The 23,891-nt window shown below is 57.0% G+C and carries 10 protein-coding genes; 5 read left to right on the top strand and 5 right to left on the bottom strand.

Features of this window, described 5'->3' with window-relative positions:
* Window positions 1-180 precede the first annotated feature (180 nt).
* The 3 genes from ACZ5PT_RS07165 to ACZ5PT_RS07155 form a co-directional block, all read right to left on the bottom strand.
* Entirely contained in the window at window positions 181-1,686 is a 1,506-nt protein-coding gene (locus ACZ5PT_RS07165; RefSeq protein ID WP_464266128.1) for an Rne/Rng family ribonuclease, read from the bottom strand.
* An 89-nt stretch (window positions 1,687-1,775) separates the two neighbouring features.
* Window positions 1,776-4,295 (bottom strand): TIGR03960 family B12-binding radical SAM protein, encoded by a 2,520-nt coding sequence (locus ACZ5PT_RS07160; protein WP_464266127.1) that lies wholly within the window; start codon window positions 4,293-4,295, stop codon window positions 1,776-1,778.
* Between the two features lie 230 nt (window positions 4,296-4,525).
* Window positions 4,526-4,819: a J domain-containing protein gene (locus ACZ5PT_RS07155; protein ID WP_464266126.1), complete on the bottom strand. Its 294-nt coding sequence runs from the start codon at window positions 4,817-4,819 to the stop codon at window positions 4,526-4,528.
* Window positions 4,820-4,993: 174 nt separating this feature from the next.
* Here ACZ5PT_RS07155 and radA point away from each other — a divergent pair, with 174 nt between their 5' ends.
* The 5 genes from radA (at window position 4,994) to ACZ5PT_RS07130 (ending at window position 9,916) form a co-directional block, all read left to right on the top strand.
* Window positions 4,994-6,349 carry a DNA repair protein RadA gene (radA, locus tag ACZ5PT_RS07150; protein WP_464266125.1) on the top strand — a complete coding sequence of 452 codons (1,356 nt, stop codon included), beginning with the start codon at window positions 4,994-4,996 and terminating at the stop codon, window positions 6,347-6,349.
* A 48-nt stretch (window positions 6,350-6,397) separates the two neighbouring features.
* Window positions 6,398-6,877, top strand: a complete 480-nt coding sequence (gene moaC / locus ACZ5PT_RS07145; RefSeq protein WP_464266124.1) for a cyclic pyranopterin monophosphate synthase MoaC — start codon at window positions 6,398-6,400, stop codon at window positions 6,875-6,877.
* Window positions 6,878-6,995: 118 nt separating this feature from the next.
* The gene (locus ACZ5PT_RS07140) at window positions 6,996-7,517 is read left to right on the top strand and encodes a hypothetical protein (protein ID WP_464266123.1); all 522 of its coding nucleotides are present in this window, start codon (window positions 6,996-6,998) and stop codon (window positions 7,515-7,517) included.
* Window positions 7,518-7,579: 62 nt separating this feature from the next.
* Window positions 7,580-7,930: an RNA polymerase-binding protein DksA gene (gene dksA, locus ACZ5PT_RS07135; protein WP_464266122.1), complete on the top strand. Its 351-nt coding sequence runs from the start codon at window positions 7,580-7,582 to the stop codon at window positions 7,928-7,930.
* A gap of 96 nt (window positions 7,931-8,026) precedes the next feature.
* Window positions 8,027-9,916 carry an ATP-binding protein gene (locus tag ACZ5PT_RS07130; protein ID WP_464266121.1) on the top strand — a complete coding sequence of 630 codons (1,890 nt, stop codon included), beginning with the start codon at window positions 8,027-8,029 and terminating at the stop codon, window positions 9,914-9,916.
* Between the two features lie 63 nt (window positions 9,917-9,979).
* Here the strand turns inward: ACZ5PT_RS07130 and ACZ5PT_RS07125 are convergent, their stop codons facing one another.
* Together ACZ5PT_RS07125 and ACZ5PT_RS07120 are read right to left on the bottom strand one after the other, a co-directional pair.
* Entirely contained in the window at window positions 9,980-11,758 is a 1,779-nt protein-coding gene (locus ACZ5PT_RS07125) for a TolC family outer membrane protein (RefSeq protein WP_464266120.1), read from the bottom strand.
* A 175-nt stretch (window positions 11,759-11,933) separates the two neighbouring features.
* On the bottom strand, window positions 11,934-23,642 hold the full coding sequence (locus tag ACZ5PT_RS07120; protein ID WP_464266119.1) for an Ig-like domain-containing protein: 11,709 nt from the start codon (window positions 23,640-23,642) through the stop codon (window positions 11,934-11,936).
* Window positions 23,643-23,891 lie beyond the last annotated feature (249 nt).

Here is a 23,891-nt window from a genome sequence, read left to right as displayed (position 1 = left end):
CTCGCCGTTAGAGACAATATCAAATCACACTAAGCGATGCAAGTTTATGAGTATACGCAACGAAAAAAGCGGGGACAGAATTACAAATTCTGTCCCCGCTTTCAAATAATCTCGCCGCGAGAGGTTCACGCCGCTTTTGTCACCAACGATACAGCCGAGCCCAAGGCGCGCAGCAGCAAATCAGCCGACCGCAATCTCGAACTGCTCAATATGGAATCCGGGCCGCGAGTTGATCGAAATATGGCGCTTGTAGCGCTGTTCCAGTTCATCGATCCCGGTGCGCTCCTCATCGATCAGCAGACCGGCAATATCGGGATGCGCCAACAGGGTGATGTGACCGGCCGGCAGGTCGCTCATCTCGCGATGCAGCTCACGCAGAATCTCGTAAATGATCGTCAGCTTGCCCTTCACATAGCCCTTGCCTTCGCAGTAGCTGCAGGGCTCACATAGGGTGCGGCCGATACTTTCACGGACCCGCTTGCGGGTCATCTCGACCAGACCCAGTTCGGAAATCTTCAGGATATTGGTCTTATTCTTGTCACTTTTGAGTGCCTCTTCAAGTGCAGCATGAACCTTCTCACGGTGCACCTCGCGTTCCATATCGATAAAATCGATGATGATCAGGCCGCCGATATTGCGCAAGCGCAATTGAAAGGCGATCTCCTTGAGCGCTTCGAGGTTGGTTTTAAAAATGGTGTCCTCGAGGTTGTGCTTACCGACATAACGCCCAGTGTTGACATCGATGGCGGTCAACGCCTCGGTCTGCTCGATGATGATCGAACCGCCGCTCTTCAACCAGACCTTGCGCCCCAGGGCACGGGAAATTTCCACCTCGAGTCCGTAGGCGTCAAAGATCGACTCGTCGCCTTCGTACAGTTCAATACAGTAGTTCAGGCGCGGCATAAAGGTGCGGATAAAGCGGATGATCTTGTTGTACTCATCCTTATTGTCGACGACAATCCGCTGGACCTCCTCAGTGAGGATGTCGCGCAACACCTTGCTGGTCACATCGAGATCGGAGTGGATCAGACTCGGCGCCTTGCTCTCATCAATATCACCGCTTAGGTCGTTCCACAGACCGACAAGAAATTCCATATCGGCGCGCAGGTCGTCCTCGCTTTTGCCTTCGGAGACGGTCCGTACGATAAAGCCGGTGCCGGGTGAACGCATCGACTCGACCACCTTGCGCAGCCGCTCGCGCTCATCCTCACACTCTATCCGCCGCGAGATGCCGACATGATCAACGGTTGGCATGTAAACCAGGTGGCGACCCGGCAACGAGATATGTGAAGTGATGCGGGCGCCCTTGGTGCCGATCGGCTCTTTGGAGATCTGCACCAGCAGTTCCTGCCCCTCTTTCAGCAGATCCTCGATCGGTGGCAGCGCCAGCAGTTCGCCGCCGTCGGCCTGTTCCGGCGCAGGGCCATCGCCTTCGATGGTCCGCTCAACCTGCTCCATTTCATCAAGCACGTCGGCTACGTACAAAAATGCCGCTTTCTCCAGACCGACATCGACAAACGCCGCCTGCATGCCGGGCAACACACGGATGACTTTGCCCTTGTAGATGTTCCCGACGATCCCCATTTCCCGCTCGCGCTCAATATACAGCTCGGCGATGTGTCCCCCTTCGAGCAAGGCAACACGAGTCTCGTGGGAGGTGGTACAGATGACCAGCTCCTTTGTCATGATATCTCCAGATTCTTTGCTATATGTTTAAAGTAAAACTTTAAATTCTAATAGTTGCCATTTGTGCCGCCACTGCCGGCCACTGGCATCTACTTAAGGCTGATAGCGATCTTACGCACACGCAAACGCCGCACCGTTTCGATATCGGTTTCAAAAAGATAAGCCGCAACCTGCAGCGGGCTCCCCTTGATCAGCAGCAGTTCCAATTCATCGTCCAAGCGTGAAATCTCAAGCACGTTGGGGCGCAGATCAAGCTGCTCCTCACGTCCCTTTTTCAGCCGCGTCACCATAACCTGTTCCGACTCGATAAAGGCAATAATCCGCTCGGAAAGCTCGGCAGGAACCGGCTGAGGCAACGGCACCCGGTAACGAGTGGTGGCAACAGCAGCTGACGGAGATGGCGATTTCCAAGGCACAACCGCACCTTCAATAATACTGAACCCTTCAGGAAGCTGAACATTCAGATCATCTATCAACTGGGGTACAGGCATCAATCGCACCAGTTCCAGATCGACGAGTTCGGCTTCGCTGGTCACTCCCATCGGCAACGCTTCAAGGTAGGAAATCTTTGGCGTCGGATGAAAGCCGTTGGAAAAGCGGATCGGCAGCTTAGCGCGGCGCACCGCGCGTTGAAACATGGTCAGATATTCCAAATGGCCGACCATTCTGGCCCGGCCAAACTTACGCAGCCTCAAACGAACCCGGGTAAACTCCTCAGCATCCTCTTCCACTGCTGCCGCAGCTGGTGCTGGTGCTGGAGCCGCAACCGGCGCCAACTGTGCAGAATCGATCAAACGCATCTTTAGCTGGTCAAAATCACAGACTCCGCAGGCATGACAATCCCCGCCGCGACAGTCAGGGGTCGCCGCGCCTTCGAGCGCCTTTTGTCGTTCGCTCCAGAAAAAGCTCTTTGGCAAACCGCAATCGATATGCTCCCACGGCAGGATTTCGTCCTGATTGCGGGCCCGCAGGTACCAGCTAGGATCGATGTCGCAATCGCTAAACGCCTGCTGCCATTTTTCAAAATCGAAATGCTCGCGCCAACCGTCAAACCGGCAACCGAGCTCCACGGCCCGTTCCAATACCTGCGACAAGCGCCGATCACCACGGGCAAAGACCCCTTCAAGAAAAGACAGAGCGGCCTCGTGATACTTAAAGCGCATCTTCTTGCTGCGCAGGCCATCACGCAGCAACACCTGCTTGCGCAGGGTCTCCTCAATGCCGATCTGTGCGTCCCATTGAAACGGCGTGTGCGGCTTCGGCACAAAGGTCGAGACCGCGACGTTGACATCGTTGCCACCGGTCCCCTTGCCACTGCGCTTGACCCGCGCCGCCAGCTCGATCAGCGCCTGCAGATCATCATCGGTCTCGGTCGGCAGGCCCTGCATGAAATACAGCTTGATCAAACGCCAGCCGAGGCGGAAAGCGTTGCCGGTCGCTTCGAGCAGGTCTGCCTCGCTGATGCCCTTGTTGATCACCGCGCGTAACCGTTCGCTACCCGCCTCGGGCGCCAGGGTAAAGCCGGTCTTGCGCACCTTTTTCACTTCTTCCATCAACTCAGGGGTCAGCGATCCGACCCGCAAGCTGGGCAGCGAGACCGCCACCCGGTCATCGGCATGCTCAACCATCATGGTCTGCAACAGGGGTTCGATGCAGCTGTAATCACCGGTCGACAAAGAGAGCAACGAGATCTCCTCATAACCGGAATTATCCAACGCCGTATTGATCAGCTCGCGGATTTTCCCTGGGGTCCGCTCGCGCACCGGTCGGTAGATATAACCGGCCTGACAAAAACGGCAACCGCGGGTACAACCACGGGCAACCTCCATCGCCACCCGGTTATGGACGGTCTGCATAAAGGGGATGATCGGCTGGGCCGGATAGGCAGCCGTTTCCAGGTCGGAGAGAAATCGGCGGCGCACTTTTTCGTAACCCTGATGCAGTGGAGTGATTTCTGCGACGCAACCGTCCGCTTGATAGCCGACGTTAAACAGACCCGGGACGTAAAAGCCCTCTAAAGAGGCCAATTCTTCCAGCAGTTGTTGTCGGTTCCAGCCTTGCTGCTTGCTGCGGCGAACGCTTTGGGCCAGCTCGACAATCGCTTCTTCGCCGTCACCGATCAGCGCAACATCAAAGAAATCGGCCAGAGGTTCTGGGTTGTACGCGCAAGGACCACCCACCACCACCAGCGGGGCGTCTGCAGCGCGCTGTTCCCGCCGCAGCGGTAAGCCCGCCAACTGCAGCATCCCCAACAGGTTGGTGTAGCTGAGTTCGTACTGCAGGGTAAAGGCGATGACATCAAACTCAGCCAGCGGGCGACTCGACTCTAGCGTGCAAAGCGGCTGCTGGTTGTCACGCAACCACTGCGCCATATCGGGCCAGGGGGCGTAAACCCGCTCGGCAGCCGTCCATTCGAGGCTATTAAGAATATTGTAAAGAATCGGAAAGCCGAGGTAGCTCATGCCGATTTCATAAACATCGGGGAACGCCAGTGCCATGCGCACTTCGATGCCCGTATCAAGCTTACAAACAGAACCCAATTCACCGCCGATGTAACGGGACGGTCGGTCAACACACATCAGTGCATCTGATTGATCTATAGCGGTCAAATTTTAACCCTTTAGTGACTTGGCAAAAAGGATCTAAAATAGCACCCCTACCATTTCAACACAATCGATTTCCAACGGCTTTCCCCCGTCAGCCAACAACCAGCGACAGGGCAGATCAAAAAGTTCCTGCGGCAAGGCTTGCGAAACCAGAGCCATAAGGCCAGGCAACGCCAGTTCGATTGCCAGGATTGCGCAGAGCGCCGCAGATGGAACTTTTTCAGACCCCTATTTCATACATTTTCGCCCCATGGATTTTCGCTCCAGAACTGCTCGCGCATACGTTCCTCGGGATACTGATCAAGAAACTGTTCACGAGAGAAATCAAAACGATAATCGCCGACATATTCACTAAGAACCTTATAGGCTGCGTTGATACGCCTAATCATCTCCCCATCAGCATGCTCACCTTTATCGGGATGATAACGACGCACCAGTTGCCGATGGCGCTGGCGGATTTTTTTCCAACTGGTCTGCGCTGGCAGATCAAATTCAGTCAGTGCCGACTGCAATTCTGCATAGGTCATCGCACCCTCCCCGGGCTGGACGAAAAAAAACATCTGACGCTCCGTTGCCAGAGTATACCCCAAGCAAAAAACGGGCAAAAGGGGGGACTGTGCAGCAATTGACAGTCTCTTTACTTTCAGCATAGGATGAGCGTTTGATTTGAGATTTAAAACCCAATCCACAACGGAGATTGCGTGGCCAAACAAAAGACCATTTTCAGCTGTCAGCAATGCGGCCACCAAAGTCCAAAATGGATGGGGAAATGTCCCGAATGCCAGCAGTGGAACTCCTTGGTCGAAGAGCAAGCAGTCGCCGAATCGAACCACAGTCGCGCCCTGGCAGCCCCGGGCAAAGCGCAGAAGTTCTCCGAAATCACCAGTTGCGAGGAAGACCGCGTGCGCAGTGGCATCGGCGAATTCGATCGCACCCTCGGCGGCGGCGTGGTTCCCGGCTCCCTGATTCTGGTCGGCGGCGACCCTGGCATCGGCAAATCGACCTTGCTGCTGCAAGCAGTTGATCGGTTAGCGAAGCAGGGCACCGTCCTCTACGTAACGGCCGAAGAATCAGCACGGCAGGTCAAGTTACGCGGCGAACGCCTCGGCGTCACTGCAGACCATCTCTACCTGCTCGCAGAGACCTCGCTGGAGCAGATCAAAGCACGCATCAAGGAGCTCAAACCCGATTTTCTGGTGATTGATTCAATCCAGACCATCTTTACCAACAGTCTAGATTCAGCCCCCGGCAGCGTCAGCCAGGTCCGCGAATGCACCGGTCAATTAATGATTCAGGCCAAAGGGGACGGCCTGCCGACCTTTCTGGTTGGCCACGTGACCAAAGACGGTGCCATTGCCGGACCCCGCGTGCTCGAACATATGGTCGATACCGTCCTCTACTTTGAAGGCGACCCCGGACATCCTTACCGGATTTTGCGGGCGGTGAAAAATCGCTTCGGCTCGACCAACGAGATCGGCGTTTTTGAGATGCAGGAACAGGGCTTGTGTGAAGTGAGTAATCCCTCGGAGCTATTTTTGGCCGAGCGCCCGGAAAAGAGCGCCGGTAGCGCCGTGGTTCCGTCACTCGAAGGCAGCCGGCCAATTCTGGTTGAACTGCAGGCGTTGGTCTCCAGTAGCTCGTTCGGCACACCGCAACGGACCGCTATCGGCATCGATCACAAACGTGTTGCACTGCTGATTGCAATTCTGGAGAAAAAGGTCGAACTGTCATTGGCCGGACAAGACATCTTCCTCAACGTCGCCGGTGGCGTTCGCCTCGACGAGCCCGCTGTTGATCTGGGAGCGATTGCCGCGCTGGCCTCCAGTCACCTGAATAAGGTCATCGATCCACAGACCGTCCTGTTCGGCGAAGTCGGCCTGACCGGTGAGGTGCGCGCGGTTTCACAACCGGAATTACGCGTCAAAGAAGCAGCCCGTCTCGGCTTCAACCGCTGCGTACTGCCACAAAATAGCCTGAAAAACCTTGAAGTTCCCGAGGGCATGCAACTGATCGGGGTCCGCCACGCCAGTGAAGCCCTCGACGCTATTTTTATTTAACTTAACCCCGGGGAGGCCTTGAGCCCTGTCCCCGTTACGGAGCAACTGATGTCGGAAAAATTTACCCATTTTGATAACGACGGCAAAGCGATCATGGTTGATGTCGGCGACAAAGCCCCCACCAAACGAGAAGCGCTCGCGACCGGGCAAGTGCAGATGCGGCCAGATACCCTGCAGCGGATTCTCGACCGCAAGGTGGAAAAAGGCGATGTTTTCGCCGTCGCCCGCCTGGCGGGAATTATGGCAGCCAAGCAAACCTCGGCGCTGATTCCACTCTGCCATCCCCTGCCGCTGACCTCTGTTGAGGTCGATTTTGACTGCGACGCAAAGCAAGGACTCGTCGATATCGGCGCGACCGCCAAGGTCACCGGTCAAACCGGCGTGGAAATGGAGGCGTTAACCGCCGTATCGGTGGCGGCACTGACAATTTACGACATGTGCAAAGCGGTTGATAAAGAGATGGTGATCAGCAACATCTGTCTGCAAAAAAAGACCGGTGGCAAAAGCGGCACCTTTACTCGTAGCTAAGGTTTAAATCGGTCAGCGAAAAAAGGTACCCGTTGGCAGAATTAACGGAATCTGATAAGTTTTGCTCAAGATTTTTTCCATGACCCTCATTCATCAGTGATGGCATAAACGGATAACTATGAAAACGCATACGTTCAGTATTCGCAATAGCTTCCTGATCCCTCTGGGATTGGTCGTGCTGTTGACCCTGGCCCTACTGATCATCTGCCTGGTTCTGCACGTGCCCTTGGCAAAAATACTGATTCTGGGAGTCTTTATTCTCCCGGCAGTGCTCCTGTTTATCGAAAGCAGTCTCCGCCGCTTTACCATTGAGGACAATGGGGTGCGGATCAAAAAAATGTTCCGCAGCAAGCAGATCACCTTCAGCGACATGACCTCCATCGATACGGTCCAGGTCCGCAAACGGGCGTTTCTCAGCCTCAGCAGCGAAGCTGATTTCATCATTCTGTCTAACAGTTACGCGAATTTTGGTCAGTTGATTAAAGAGTTACTAGCGAAAGCACCAGAACGGGTCATCAGTGAAGAGACTCGACAAATGGCCAACAACCCACCAGAAAAAAGCAGCGACGTTTTTTCCGCCTGGGTCGCTGTTGCCGTCCTCAGCCTGATAATTTATGTGCAATTAAGGGGCGCTTTTTAAGCTCAATTTCGTTATCATGGCAAAAACGTCCATCAGGACAATACGTTACAAGGATGAGAGCTATGGAAGAAACTATTTTAGCTGAATTCAAAGTTCTGCTGCAACAGCAGATAGACGACTTGGTAGAGGATGCGGGGAAAACCGTCTCTGAAATGACCGAGGAAAAAACCAATTTCCCCGACCCGACCGACCGTGCATCGCTTGAATCTGACCGCAATTTTGAACTGCGCATTCGCGACCGCGAGCGTAAACTGATCAATAAGATTCGCCAGGCACTGGAGCGGATCGACAACGACAGCTTCGGCTTGTGCGAAACTTGTGAGGAACCGATCGGGGTCGAAAGGTTACGCGCCCGGCCAGTCACCACCCTCTGTATCGACTGTAAAACCGAAGAGGAACGTCAAGAACGCTAAGACTAGCAAGCAATGGCCACTTGGTCCGCAGCAGCCGGTAGCTCACGGCGGCTGCCGAGCTGAACTCGAAGGTGCAATTAACGGCAGGACGCAGCCATGGAATCTACCGATCGCCGCCTTGCCCAATTGACCCTGCTTTCGCAACTGGGACAGGCCCTCAATTCCGCAACCAGCCTGCACTCGCTCTGCGCCGTCACCACTCCACTGCTGCTTAAATACAGCGAAGCGGTCGCGGTCATTATTCGACCACGGCGGTACGGCAACCCACCACCCAAACCTTATTATTGTGCCCTCAGTTCTAACGACCCAGCCCTAAAAATATTTTTCTTGCAGCAGGATTGCCAACTGAACAGCAAAGTCCTGCACCAGGGACAGAATCGACTCCACGCTCCACTCTCCAATCGACAGAACCAGAAGCTACCGGCCTCGGTTTATTCATTGCCGCTCCGGGTTCATGATCGAAATTTCGGTACGCTTAGCTTTTTTGGTAGTGCTCCGTCAGGAGATGCGCCCTTTAGCGAAGAACAACAACAACTTTTTCAAACCTGCGCCTTCCAAATTGCCCAGGCATTTGAACAACTGGTCACTATGGCGCGACTGCGCCAGGTTTCATCCTCTGACTTCCGCCGCCTGCAGGACCTTTCACTGCTCTACCGCATCACCCAATTGCTCCACAGTACCCTGGCCCCAAACGAGCTGTTCCACCTGATCCTCTCCCTCCTGGTGTCGCCCGACGGCGGCAGTTTCCACCGGGCGATGCTGTTTATGGTCAATCCGCGCGGCGGCACCTTGCAGGGGATTCTAGGGGTCACGCGTGAAAGTGCCAGCTGGCTGCTGCCAGAGGGACTGCCGCCGATCGGCTCACCCGCGCTGCCGATATCCATCGAGGTGCAACAGGCCCAACAGGAGGCACCCTTCTCCCGCGAGGTCATGCAGCAACGGCTGGTCATCGAGTCGAGCAATAGCTGCCTAGCCAAAGTGGCGCGCGAACAAAAGGCACTGTTGATCAACAAAGATCAGCTCAAACTGGAACTCACCGATCTGCGCTGCACACCTTTGATCCCCGGAGACCATGCCTGCGTTCCGCTCCTCAGCCGAGGCAGTACACTCTGCGTGCTCGCTGTTGATAACGCCGACAGTGGCGAACCGATTGATGCCGAACGGCTGCGTTTCTTGGAGATGTTTGCCGGACAGGCCGGAATTGCCCTCGACAATGCGCAGTTGCTACAAAGGGTCGAGACGGCCCACCACAACCTCCGCGATGCCCAGGATCAACTGCTGCAGAAAGAAAAACTGGCGACGATCGGTGAGATGTCAGCCTCCATCGCCCACGAACTGAAGAACCCACTGGTCTCGGTCGGTGGATTTGCCCGCCGCCTGAGCAAATCCCTCGACGAACAACATCCTGGACATAAGTATGCCAAGATCATCCAGCAAGAAAGCGAACGGCTGGAAAAAATGCTCGACAATATCCTCTCCTTCTCCAAACAACGACTGCTCTGTATCCGCGAATACCGGGTCGAAGAAGTCCTAGACAAAGCCTTAACCCTGGAGGCAACCAAATTGCAGAAGGCCGACATTACCCTGCAATTGGAATTGGAAGATGACCTACCGCTGATGCAGGGCGATGCCGAACAGCTGGAACAGGTTTTTATCAATCTGATCACCAACGCCTGCCAGGCCATGCAAAATGGTGGCAAGCTGCAGATTCGCGGGCGGCGCAGCCGATTACGCGGGGAATCGGCGGTTAAGGTCGAGATTCAGGATACGGGTGGTGGCATCCCACCGAAACAGATGCGCAATATCTTCAACCCATTTTTTACCACCAAAGAAGAAGGGACCGGCCTGGGATTACCGATCAGTCATCGCATCATCGAACACCATCAAGCAGAAATCGAAGCGATCAACACCGCGACCGGGGCTTGTTTCAACGTCATCCTGCCGGTACGGCTCAGGCACAGAACCGCCGATCCGGTCGGCCATTAACAACGATAAAAGGGGCTGCCAGCCGGCAACCCCTTTTTTACGGTTCACTATGTCAAAATGGTCCTAAGTATTTGGCGGGATGGCCACCTCGCGCAGAATACGCCAGCCACCTTCCCATGCTTCGAGTTCAAGCCGCTTATGAACCTGGTCCCGATAGAGATTGCTTTTGTATATTTGGACAAATTGTGCGCGATATTTGCCTGCCGCCAGCGGCTCAATTTTGATGTCCTGTAAAGAAAGCTGAATCTGCTCTGGCTGCGACAAACGCTTACGACGGAATTTTTCCCAGGCGACGATATCCCGATCCCTCTCGGGAACATACGCGGGACTATAAAAGCCCAGGTAAGATTCAATATTCTGAGAGCGCCAGGCTTGAACCCAGGAATCGAGAAACAGCGGGATCGATACTTCCGCCGGCAATCCCTTCTTTCCCGGAGCGGCAATCACCGGGGCTATAACCGGCGCGGGCAGTGCTGGCTTCTGCAAACCGATATCCGCGCGCAGTGCCTGTAAAAAGCCAGGCTCTTCACCTTGAGTCCCGGCGGTTTCAGAAACCCGCAACCGGCCAGCCAACGCTAACAGTCGATAAGCGGCAATGGTTTCATTGACACTCTCCGTCAACAGTAGCCCACCAGACTGAAAGTATTCGTTTTCTGCGTCAAGCACGTCAAGCAAACTGCGCTGCGAAACATTGAATTGCTTCAAATAAGAATCCAGGGTCTGCTCGTTGTAGGTCACGGCATCGCGGTAGGCTTTGCCACGTTGCTTGGCAGCCTGAAACTGAGCCCAGGTCGCAGTTGTTTCTTCAAGCACCAGGACCAATTGATCGCTGCGATTGGAGCGACTCTGCAACTTGCGCGAGGCCGCGGCCCCAATGCCGGATTTATCCTGGCCACCATTGAACAAATTCCAGCGCATCCGCAGCATCGCCTCGTTACTTTGCTGCCAGGAGGGATTGCCTTCGACCTGATCACGATAGCGACTACTCAGTTCCAGGTTTAACTTCGGAAAATAGGCTGCTTTTGCCAGTTTCTCACGCGCTGCTGCTTCCTCTGAATCGGACCCAAGAGCCAAAACCTTGGGATTGTCCTTTTCCGTTTCACTGAGTGCTTGTTCAAGACTGACCGGACTGGTCGCCGGGATCCCGGCAAACCCAACCAACTGGGGCTTCGCCCCAACGACTCGCAGGTAATTTGCTTCGGAACCAGCCAGATCGGCCTTGGCACTGTAAAGTGAGGATTCCGCCCGCGCCAGACGCCCCTGAACCTGGGTCACATCGGCGATACTGCCGGCACCAGCTTTGCGTAATTGCTCAAGCGAGCCGAGAATATCCTGATGGATTTTGACATTTTTTTCCGACAGAGCAAGCAGTTCACGCTGCCGATAGACATCGAGGTGCGCTATGACGGCGTCGAGCGCAATCGACTGGGCGTTATCATGAACCCGGTGATCGGCAGAGGTGAGAAGAGCCGTTCGCGCCGCCACGCGGCTTTTGACGACACCGCCATCATAAAGCTTCTGCGTCAGGCTCAACGAAGCCTCGCCGCGGGCATCCCAATCACTGTCCGCAGGATCGGCATCGGCACTGCGGGTGGTACGATCACTATGCTGATCGGTCCCATAGCCGAGGATCATATCGACCGAAGGAAGGTATTCTCCTCGCGACTGCTGCAATTCATGTTTCACCGCATCACGATTAAATTCCAGAACCTGCAGGCGTGGGCTGTAATTTAATGCCTGCTCAACGGTTTGAAAAAGGCTGGTCATAGCTGCCTGAGAAGAAACAGCGGCCAGACAAACAAAGACCCCACTCAATAAAGAGATGATCATTTTTGACAACATTTATTTACCTTGAAAAAGAAGGTCCGCAGATAGACTTTAAATTTATAGGGACTATATAATGCCACACTAATGAAATTGCAATCTAACAAATAAAAAGGGCAAACAGAAGGGGTTAATCAACAGACTGGCTGATGAATATAATACTTCAAAAGCCAGCCTGCCATTTCTGCTCGATTCAATCGGTGATCAGATTATTATTGGCCAGCAGAGTGTTGATAATATCCTGACCTTCCACTGGCCCACCGCCGACCAGATCGACATCTTGCAAAACAATCTCTTGGGTCGTTTCAAACAGATCACCGCCATCCTGATCGATGGAAATCTTGGTACTCTCGGCGACACCATCACTATCTGTATCCACTTGGCTGAACTGCAGATATTCGGTCATAGTCGCCTCCTGCTCCCCCTGCAACAAATCATGCAGATCAAGCACATCGCCCCCCTGAGTGGCGTCAAAATCGGTAATTAGATCAACGGACGGCATTCCGGTGTTGATCTGGTCACCAGCATCGAAGGTGAAAATATCCGCACCACCGCCACCGGTCAGGATATCGTTTCCGGCGTCGCCATCAATCCACTCATCACTTGAGGTGCCAGTCAGGCTATCATCGCCATCGGTGCCAAGCAATTCAACCTTAACATCATCAACCACGGTGGCAGATTCACCGCTCAATTCCGAGGCAGTGACGCTGACGCCGATGCCATTGACCTGAGCGACCGACAACTCACTTATGGAAGTGACGGTAAGTGTCGTCTCAACCCCCGAGGACAGATCAACACTCGCCGTTCCACCGGTTACGGTGATCAGCGAACCATCCTCTGCAGTTAATACAACGCCATCCGGGAGGTTAGATAAGGTAACGGCAGACAGGCTTTCACTGCCATCGGTATCATTCAGGAAGGCAGCGAGATCAAGATCGTACTTAAAGTTCAAATCCTCGATCTGAACATTATCAAAGGCCACACCGTAGTCATCGTCGAACACCCACATGCCGATGGTGTTAAGCGCCGGTGGTTGTGCGGCAGCGGCGCTATTATCGTAACTATATTCAATCTGCACATTGGACCCGTCGTAGGCCGAAGAACCATCATCGACGATCACCTTGATTGATTGATCAGACACCTCTATACGTAGATTAAACCAGTCCGGCGTACTGAAATTATCAAAAGTGCCGAGATCGAACGCCTTGCCACCTATCATCTGTACCAGCGACAACTGGTTTGCCTGCCCAGGATAAGAGTTGAACAGATCACCATTCGGCTGATATGCGGAACCTGGATTTTCCCAGCGGGCCAGGAAATAATTGCCTTGATCCTCATACCCGAAAACGATACCTACTCCATTGTTCTGCTGCGAACTGGTGTTACCCCAGATATCCGCCTCAACGGCATAATTGGTCTTCGCACCGTCTGCGGCACTGAGGCCACTGTACGCCAACATCCCCTGGGCATCGTCAGAGCCGCCATTTCCTCCGGCGTTATAACGCAACTCACCATTATTCACCGTCCAGAAGTCGAGCCATTCTTGATCTGAGGTTTGCCCATCCCAGGCGACAGCTTTAAACAGGTCGGACTCAATACTCGTCTTGCTCGAAGCAAGGTCTTCGGCAAAGGTATCACCGGTCAGTTTCACCTCTGTCCACGCCGGATCCAAAAAGTCCCCATCGTTAAAGTCGTCGGCAAAGAAGGTCTGATCAGCAGCAGCACTCAGATGTGCATAAAGAGACGGAGCATCAGCAAGCGGATCGACAGTAACGGACACGGTCGCGGTGTCTAAACCGCCACTCTCATCACGCACTGTGTAGGTGAAGGTATCGGTCCCACTCCAATCCCCCTCGGGGGTGTAAACGAGGTTGCCTGAAGCATCAACAGTAACAACACCATTGCCAGGTGCCGTATAGCCCCACAGCGAGACGACCTCACCATCGGCATCACTATCGTTGGCCAGCACATCAAAAGTAATCGGTGTGCCTTCAGTGGTTACGTAACGGTCATTTTCGGCAACCGGTGGCGTGTTGGAGGGTTCAATTTGAGAAATCGTCAGTACCGCTGTCGAGCTATCACCATCAGCATCCTGCAACTGATAGCTAAATGCGTCAGCAGTCAGGTCGGCGTACTGGATATTATCGACCCCGGTCAACAGGATTTTACTGCTGGCACTGCTATCGATTCCGTAGAAGACCACATACTGGAACGCTTCGCCCGAATCATTGCTTACTTCAAGAGAAAATCCCGGCTTGCTGATCGGGCCAGATCCCATTTCCATCAGATCGCCGTCAGCGCTATAAGTTGCCCAGTAGAAAGGCACCCCGGAATTAGTCCCCGAGTAAAAGTTCGTATTAATTGAATCGACGGAAAATCCCAGGTCCAAAAGGATCGCTTCCGGGTGGGTAGGATGGCCGTTCAAATAAGTCGAATTACCGGCACCTTCGGCAATACCAATACCGTCAGATCCATCATCAAACACAGCGTCCACAACAGTCAGAGTTCCGGTTGCAGTGCCGTCATTTATATTTGTCAGTAATGGTGCAAAGGTTACGGGATCAATAAAGAACTCATTTTCACTCTCTACCGTACGGGCACCATTAAATGCGGTAATAGAGATATCGTCCCAGGAACTCAAACCATCAGATCCGCCCGCAGAAGAATATAAGGAGGAGTCATAGGTATATGAACCATCAAGACTCATGTTAAGCACACCAGTACCGGTATCGACAACGATAACCCCATCACCATCGGTATCGGTATAAGCGACAGAATCAAAGACAACCGCAGTCACCGACTCACCCGGAGAATCCGCCCCAACAGCATCATTGGTCAAAACGCTGCTACTAATACTCTCGCCAATAGCCAAAGAATTGAAATCATCCTGTCCAATCGGCGCATCATCTTCGACCGTCACGGTCAATTGAGTTGGGACAATAACCGAACCATCATCGACATTTACGCCGATATCGAAAGTAAGGCTGTCTTCCACCGTTGCATCGGAGTGATCCAGGGGGCCTGAAAGCGTCACCGTGTAAGCACCGGAATTATCGATCACCGCACGAACGATCTCAACGCCAGCTGCGCTGCCGATCAGTGTATTGGTCCCATCGCCAGTCCAGTCCAGCTTTACCTCATTAGAGTAAAATTCTGTTGTCGGTTCTGTTAGCGTCACGCTGAGCGCATCACCATCAGGATCAGAGATGGCAACCTTACCAATCAAAATCGAACTATCGGTTGTATCGTCACTTCCGACCGTATCGGAATTACCATCAATGAGACCTTCTTCAGACACGACTCCGGCAGAACTGGAAACGACCGGCGCGTCGTTGATTGCACCGACGGTGATGGTCAGCAGGCCGGTATCGGTCAGGGCGCCGTCGGTGACGGTGTATTCAAAGGTGTCGCTGCCATTAAAGTTGGCCGCTGGGGTGTAGGTGTAGCTGCCGTCGGCCGCCACCACGATGCTGCCGCCCTGCGCGGTGGTGAAAGTCCCGACACTGGTGCCGGCAACGCTTAAGCTGTCGCCATCGAGGTCGGTGTCGTTGGACTGCAGATCGAGGGTCGACGAGACCGGGGTATCTTCACTGGTCGCGTTGCTATCGTCGACGGCCACCGGCGCGTCGTTGATTGCACCGACGGTGATGGTCAGCAGGCCGGTATCGGTCAGGGCGCCGTCGGTGACGGTGTATTCAAAGGTGTCGCTGCCATTAAAGTTGGCCGCTGGGGTGTAGGTATAGCTGCCGTCGGCCGCCACCACGATGCTGCCGCCCTGCGCGGTGGTAAAAGTCCCGACACTGGTGCCGGCAACGCTTAAACTGTCGCCATCGAGGTCGGTGTCGTTGGACTGCAGATCGAGGGTCGACGAGACCGGGGTATCTTCGCTGGTCGCGTTGCTATCGTCGACGGCCACCGGCGCGTCGTTGATTGCACCGACGGTGATGGTCAGCAGGCCGGTATCGGTCAGGGCGCCGTCGGTGACGGTGTATTCAAAGGTGTCGCTGCCATTAAAGTTGGCCGCTGGGGTGTAGGTGTAGCTGCCGTCGGCCGCCACCACGATGCTGCCGCCCTGCACGGTGGTGAAAGTCCCGACACTGGTGCCGGCAACGCTTAAGCTGTCGCCATCGAGGTCGGTGTCGTTGGACTGCAGATCGAGGGTCGACGAGACCGGGGTATCTTCGCTGGTCGCGTTGCTATCGTCGACGGCCACCGGCGCGTCGTTGATTGCACCGACGGTGATGGTCAGCAGGCCGGTATCGGTCAGGGCGCCGTCGGTGACGGTGTATTCAAAGGTGTCGCTGCCATTAAAGTTGGCCGCTGGGGTGTAGGTGTAGCTGCCGTCGGCCGCCACCACGATGCTGCCGCCCTGCGCGGTGGTGAAAGTCCCGACACTGGTGCCGGCAACGCTTAAACTGTCGCCATCGAGGTCGGTGTCGTTGGACTGCAGATCGAGGGTCGACGAGACCGGGGTATCTTCGCTGGTCGCGTTGCTATCGTCGACGGCCACCGGCGCGTCGTTGATTGCACCGACGGTGATGGTCAGCAGGCCGGTATCGGTCAGGGCGCCGTCGGTGACGGTGTATTCAAAGGTGTCGCTGCCATTAAAGTTGGCCGCTGGGGTGTAGGTGTAGCTGCCGTCGGCCGCCACCACGATGCTGCCGCCCTGCACGGTGGTGAAAGTCCCGACACTGGTGCCCGCAACGCTTAAACTGTCGCCATCGAGGTCGGTGTCGTTGGACTGCAGATCGAGGGTCGACGAGACCGGGGTATCTTCGCTGGTCGCGTTGCTATCGTCGACGGCCACCGGCGCGTCGTTGATTGCACCGACGGTGATGGTCAGCAGGCCGGTATCGGTCAGGGCGCCGTCGGTGACGGTGTATTCAAAGGTGTCGCTGCCATTAAAGTTGGCCGCTGGGGTGTAGGTGTAGCTGCCGTCGGCCGCCACCACGATGCTGCCGCCCTGCGCGGTGGTGAAAGTCCCGACACTGGTGCCGGCAACGCTTAAGCTGTCGCCATCGAGGTCGGTGTCGTTGGACTGCAGATCGAGGGTCGACGAGACCGGGGTATCTTCGCTGGTCGCGTTGCTATCGTCGACGGCCACCGGCGCGTCGTTGATTGCACCGACGGTGATGGTCAGCAGGCCGGTATCGGTCAGGGCGCCGTCGGTGACGGTGTATTCAAAGGTGTCGCTGCCATTAAAGTTGGCCGCTGGGGTGTAGGTGTAGCTGCCGTCGGCCGCCACCACGATGCTGCCGCCCTGCGCGGTGGTGAAAGTCCCGACACTGGTGCCGGCAACGCTTAAGCTGTCGCCATCGAGGTCGGTGTCGTTGGACTGCAGATCGAGGGTCGACGAGACCGGGGTATCTTCGCTGGTCGCGTTGCTATCGTCGACGGCCACCGGCGCGTCGTTGATTGCACCGACGGTGATGGTCAGCAGGCCGGTATCGGTCAGGGCGCCGTCGGTGACGGTGTATTCAAAGGTGTCGCTGCCATTAAAGTTGGCCGCTGGGGTGTAGGTGTAGCTGCCGTCGGCCGCCACCACGATGCTGCCGCCCTGCACGGTGGTGAAAGTCCCGACACTGGTGCCGGCAACGCTTAAGCTGTCGCCATCGAGGTCGGTGTCGTTGGACTGCAGATCGAGGGTCGACGAGACCGGGGTATCTTCGCTGGTCGCGTTGCTATCGTCGACGGCCACCGGCGCGTCGTTGATTGCACCGACGGTGATGGTCAGCAGGCCGGTATCGGTCAGGGCGCCGTCGGTGACGGTGTATTCAAAGGTGTCGCTGCCATTAAAGTTGGCCGCTGGGGTGTAGGTGTAGCTGCCGTCGGCCGCCACCACGATGCTGCCGCCCTGCACGGTGGTGAAAGTCCCGACACTGGTGCCCGCAACGCTTAAGCTGTCGCCATCGAGGTCGGTGTCGTTGGACTGCAGATCGAGGGTCGACGAGACCGGGGTATCTTCGCTGGTCGCGTTGCTATCGTCGACGGCCACCGGCGCGTCGTTGATTGCACCGACGGTGATGGTCAGCAGGCCGGTATCGGTCAGGGCGCCGTCGGTGACGGTGTATTCAAAGGTGTCGCTGCCATTAAAGTTGGCCGCTGGGGTGTAGGTGTAGCTGCCGTCGGCCGCCACCACGATGCTGCCGCCCTGCGCGGTGGTGAAAGTCCCGACACTGGTGCCCGCAACGCTTAAACTGTCGCCATCGAGGTCGGTGTCGTTGGACTGCAGATCGAGGGTCGACGAGACCGGGGTATCTTCGCTGGTCGCGTTGCTATCGTCGACGGCCACCGGCGCGTCGTTGATTGCACCGACGGTGATGGTCAGCAGGCCGGTATCGGTCAGGGCGCCGTCGGTGACGGTGTATTCAAAGGTGTCGCTGCCATTAAAGTTGGCCGCTGGGGTGTAGGTGTAGCTGCCGTCGGCCGCCACCACGATGCTGCCGCCCTGCGCGGTGGTGAAAGTCCCGACACTGGTGCCCGCAACGCTTAAACTGTCGCCATCGAGGTCGGTGTCGTTGGACTGCAGATCGAGGGTCGACGAGACCGGGGTATCTTCGCTGGTCGCGTTGCTATCGTCGACGGCCACCGGCGCGTCGTTGATTGCACCGACGGTGATGGTCAGCAGGCCGGTATCGGTCAGGGCGCCGTCGGTGACGGTGTATTCAAAGGTGTCGCTGCCATTAAAGTTGGCCGCTGGGGTGTAGGTGTAGCTGCCGTCGGCCGCCACCACGATGCTGCCGCCCTGCACGGTGGTGAAAGTCCCGACACTGGTGCCCGCAACGCTTAAGCTGTCGCCATCGAGGTCGGTGTCGTTGGACTGCAGATCGAGGGTCGACGAGACCGGGGTACCTTCACTGGTCGCGTTGCTATCGTCGACGGCCACCGGCGCGTCGTTGATTGCACCGACGGTGATGGTCAGCAGGCCGGTATCGGTCAGGGCGCCGTCGGTGACGGTGTATTCAAAGGTGTCGCTGCCATTAAAGTTGGCCGCTGGGGTGTAGGTATAGCTGCCGTCGGCCGCCACCACGATGCTGCCGCCCTGCGCGGTGGTAAAAGTCCCGACACTGGTGCCGGCAACGCTTAAACTGTCGCCATCGAGGTCGGTGTCGTTGGACTGCAGATCGAGGGTCGACGAGACCGGGGTATCTTCGCTGGTCGCGTTGCTATCGTCGACGGCCACCGGCGCGTCGTTGATTGCACCGACGGTGATGGTCAGCAGGCCGGTATCGGTCAGGGCGCCGTCGGTGACGGTGTATTCAAAGGTGTCGCTGCCATTAAAGTTGGCCGCTGGGGTGTAGGTGTAGCTGCCGTCGGCCGCCACCACGATGCTGCCGCCCTGCACGGTGGTGAAAGTCCCGACACTGGTGCCGGCAACGCTTAAGCTGTCGCCATCGAGGTCGGTGTCGTTGGACTGCAGATCGAGGGTCGACGAGACCGGGGTATCTTCGCTGGTCGCGTTGCTATCGTCGACGGCCACCGGCGCGTCGTTGATTGCACCGACGGTGATGGTCAGCAGGCCGGTATCGGTCAGGGCGCCGTCGGTGACGGTGTATTCAAAGGTGTCGCTGCCATTAAAGTTGGCCGCTGGGGTGTAGGTGTAGCTGCCGTCGGCCGCCACCACGATGCTGCCGCCCTGCGCGGTGGTGAAAGTCCCGACACTGGTGCCGGCAACGCTTAAACTGTCGCCATCGAGGTCGGTGTCGTTGGACTGCAGATCGAGGGTCGACGAGACCGGGGTATCTTCGCTGGTCGCGTTGCTATCGTCGACGGCCACCGGCGCGTCGTTGATTGCACCGACGGTGATGGTCAGCAGGCCGGTATCGGTCAGGGCGCCGTCGGTGACGGTGTATTCAAAGGTGTCGCTGCCATTAAAGTTGGCCGCTGGGGTGTAGGTGTAGCTGCCGTCGGCCGCCACCACGATGCTGCCGCCCTGCGCGGTGGTGAAAGTCCCGACACTGGTGCCGGCAACGCTTAAGCTGTCGCCATCGAGGTCGGTGTCGTTGGACTGCAGATCGAGGGTCGACGAGACCGGGGTATCTTCGCTGGTCGCGTTGCTATCGTCGACGGCCACCGGCGCGTCGTTGATTGCACCGACGGTGATGGTCAGCAGGCCGGTATCGGTCAGGGCGCCGTCGGTGACGGTGTATTCAAAGGTGTCGCTGCCATTAAAGTTGGCCGCTGGGGTGTAGGTGTAGCTGCCGTCGGCCGCCACCACGATGCTGCCGCCCTGCACGGTGGTGAAAGTCCCGACACTGGTGCCCGCAACGCTTAAACTGTCGCCATCGAGGTCGGTGTCGTTGGACTGCAGATCGAGGGTCGACGAGACCGGGGTATCTTCGCTGGTCGCGTTGCTATCGTCGACGGCCACCGGCGCGTCGTTGATTGCACCGACGGTGATAGTCAGCAGGCCGGTATCGGTCAGGGCGCCGTCGGTGACGGTGTATTCAAAGGTGTCGCTGCCATTAAAGTTGGCCGCTGGGGTGTAGGTGTAGCTGCCGTCGGCCGCCACCACGATGCTGCCGCCCTGCACGGTGGTGAAAGTCCCGACACTGGTGCCCGCAACGCTTAAACTGTCGCCATCGAGGTCGGTGTCGTTGGACTGCAGATCGAGGGTCGACGAGACCGGGGTATCTTCGCTGGTCGCGTTGCTATCGTCGACGGCCACCGGCGCGTCGTTGATTGCACCGACGGTGATGGTCAGCAGGCCGGTATCGGTCAGGGCGCCGTCGGTGACGGTGTATTCAAAGGTGTCGCTGCCATTAAAGTTGGCCGCTGGGGTGTAGGTGTAGCTGCCGTCGGCCGCCACCACGATGCTGCCGCCCTGCGCGGTGGTGAAAGTCCCGACACTGGTGCCGGCAACGCTTAAGCTGTCGCCATCGAGGTCGGTGTCGTTGGACTGCAGATCGAGGGTCGACGAGACCGGGGTATCTTCGCTGGTCGCGTTGCTATCGTCGACGGCCACCGGCGCGTCGTTGATTGCACCGACGGTGATGGTCAGCAGGCCGGTATCGGTCAGGGCGCCGTCGGTGACGGTGTATTCAAAGGTGTCGCTGCCATTAAAGTTGGCCGCTGGGGTGTAGGTGTAGCTGCCGTCGGCCGCCACCACGATGCTGCCGCCCTGCGCGGTGGTGAAAGTCCCGACACTGGTGCCGGCAACGCTTAAGCTGTCGCCATCGAGGTCGGTGTCGTTGGACTGCAGATCGAGGGTCGACGAGACCGGGGTATCTTCGCTGGTCGCGTTGCTATCGTCGACGGCCACCGGCGCGTCGTTGATTGCACCGACGGTGATGGTCAGCAGGCCGGTATCGGTCAGGGCGCCGTCGGTGACGGTGTATTCAAAGGTGTCGCTGCCATTAAAGTTGGCCGCTGGGGTGTAGGTGTAGCTGCCGTCGGCCGCCACCACGATGCTGCCGCCCTGCACGGTGGTGAAAGTCCCGACACTGGTGCCGGCAACGCTTAAGCTGTCGCCATCGAGGTCGGTGTCGTTGGACTGCAGATCGAGGGTCGACGAGACCGGGGTATCTTCGCTGGTCGCGTTGCTATCGTCGACGGCCACCGGCGCGTCGTTGATTGCACCGACGGTGATGGTCAGCAGGCCGGTATCGGTCAGGGCGCCGTCGGTGACGGTGTATTCAAAGGTGTCGCTGCCATTAAAGTTGGCCGCTGGGGTGTAGGTGTAGCTGCCGTCGGCCGCCACCACGATGCTGCCGCCCTGCACGGTGGTGAAAGTCCCGACACTGGTGCCCGCAACGCTTAAGCTGTCGCCATCGAGGTCGGTGTCGTTGGACTGCAGATCGAGGGTCGACGAGACCGGGGTATCTTCGCTGGTCGCGTTGCTATCGTCGACGGCCACCGGCGCGTCGTTGATTGCACCGACGGTGATGGTCAGCAGGCCGGTATCGGTCAGGGCGCCGTCGGTGACGGTGTATTCAAAGGTGTCGCTGCCATTAAAGTTGGCCGCTGGGGTGTAGGTGTAGCTGCCGTCGGCCGCCACCACGATGCTGCCGCCCTGCGCGGTGGTGAAAGTCCCGACACTGGTGCCGGCAACGCTTAAACTGTCGCCATCGAGGTCGGTGTCGTTGGACTGCAGATCGAGGGTCGACGAGACCGGGGTATCTTCGCTGGTCGCGTTGCTATCGTCGACGGCCACCGGCGCGTCGTTGATTGCACCGACGGTGATGGTCAGCAGGCCGGTATCGGTCAGGGCGCCGTCGGTGACGGTGTATTCAAAGGTGTCGCTGCCATTAAAGTTGGCCGCTGGGGTGTAGGTGTAGCTGCCGTCGGCCGCCACCACGATGCTGCCGCCCTGCGCGGTGGTGAAAGTCCCGACACTGGTGCCGGCAACGCTTAAGCTGTCGCCATCGAGGTCGGTGTCGTTGGACTGCAGATCGAGGGTCGACGAGACCGGGGTATCTTCGCTGGTCGCGTTGCTATCGTCGACGGCCACCGGCGCGTCGTTGATTGCACCGACGGTGATGGTCAGCAGGCCGGTATCGGTCAGGGCGCCGTCGGTGACGGTGTATTCAAAGGTGTCGCTGCCATTAAAGTTGGCCGCTGGGGTGTAGGTGTAGCTGCCGTCGGCCGCCACCACGATGCTGCCGCCCTGCGCGGTGGTGAAAGTCCCGACACTGGTGCCCGCAACGCTTAAACTGTCGCCATCGAGGTCGGTGTCGTTGGACTGCAGATCGAGGGTCGACGAGACCGGGGTATCTTCACTGGTCGCGTTGCTATCGTCGACGGCCACCGGCGCGTCGTTGATTGCACCGACGGTGATGGTCAGCAGGCCGGTATCGGTCAGGGCGCCGTCGGTGACGGTGTATTCAAAGGTGTCGCTGCCATTAAAGTTGGCCGCTGGGGTGTAGGTGTAGCTGCCGTCGGCCGCCACCACGATGCTGCCGCCCTGCACGGTGGTGAAAGTCCCGACACTGGTGCCCGCAACGCTTAAGCTGTCGCCATCGAGGTCGGTGTCGTTGGACTGCAGATCGAGGGTCGACGAGACCGGGGTACCTTCACTGGTCGCGTTGCTATCGTCGACGGCCACCGGCGCGTCGTTGATTGCACCGACGGTGATGGTCAGCAGGCCGGTATCGGTCAGGGCGCCGTCGGTGACGGTGTATTCAAAGGTGTCGCTGCCATTAAAGTTGGCCGCTGGGGTGTAGGTGTAGCTGCCGTCGGCCGCCACCACGATGCTGCCGCCCTGCGCGGTGGTGAAAGTCCCGACACTGGTGCCGGCAACGCTTAAGCTGTCGCCATCGAGGTCGGTGTCGTTGGACTGCAGATCGAGGGTCGACGAGACCGGGGTATCTTCGTTGGTCGCGTTGCTATCGTCGACGGCCACCGGCGCGTCGTTGGCCGGGGTCAGGGTGCCTACACTGACCGGCGGGATAGAAACCTTCGGCGCAACCGTTCCGCCGGTCAAGCTACTTTCTGCACGAACTCCTTCGACCGCAGAGAATCCAGAATCCAGCGTGCCAAGCCTGTCGACTCCGCTCAGGGCCTCGCCCAAATCGTCGCTATATTCACCAACGCCACCCCCAGAGACCTGCGCAGCCGCCGCCGGCTCAATGGCATCGCCCAAAAGAGACTGCAGCTCGACCCCACCGGCAATTATTTGTCCATCGGGCAAAACCAGTTGCGGAGCATCTTGCGCCTCAAGCAGGCTGATGTAATTCAGCAGAACAATTGATTGTCCGGCTTCAAATTGGAAAATGAGATCCGTCTCGGTCGCGGCAACCTGGGCCTGATCCAATGGAAAATCCAGATGGACCTGGTCACCCGCGCTTACTTCAACGACAGCAGGCTGGTTTGTTTCCGGAATAGTGAGACGATAAACAGAAGCGTCATCTGTTGCGGTACGGGAGGCATCGGCGGGAACACCACCTTCGATCAAATCAGCCACTGTTAACCCCTTTGCATCAATAAATACAATGCAAGAAAAAAAACCTACGAAATTACTAAGGTAAACAGCGTTTTCATTTGACTTTACATTTGGATAAGGTTGCGCAGACTACATGAACCCGCTGCTACTTACAATAGCCCTAATTATTAAGCCACTCCAACTACAAAGGCAAGAAAATTAACGTGCCCCCATTGTCTACCATTATGGTAATATTTGTCAATCTCGATAGGCCTGAGCCTAAACCTTCGG

The sequence above is a fragment of the Desulfuromusa ferrireducens genome (genome assembly GCF_055389805.1).
This window is presented reverse-complemented; position numbering and strand designations above follow the sequence as displayed.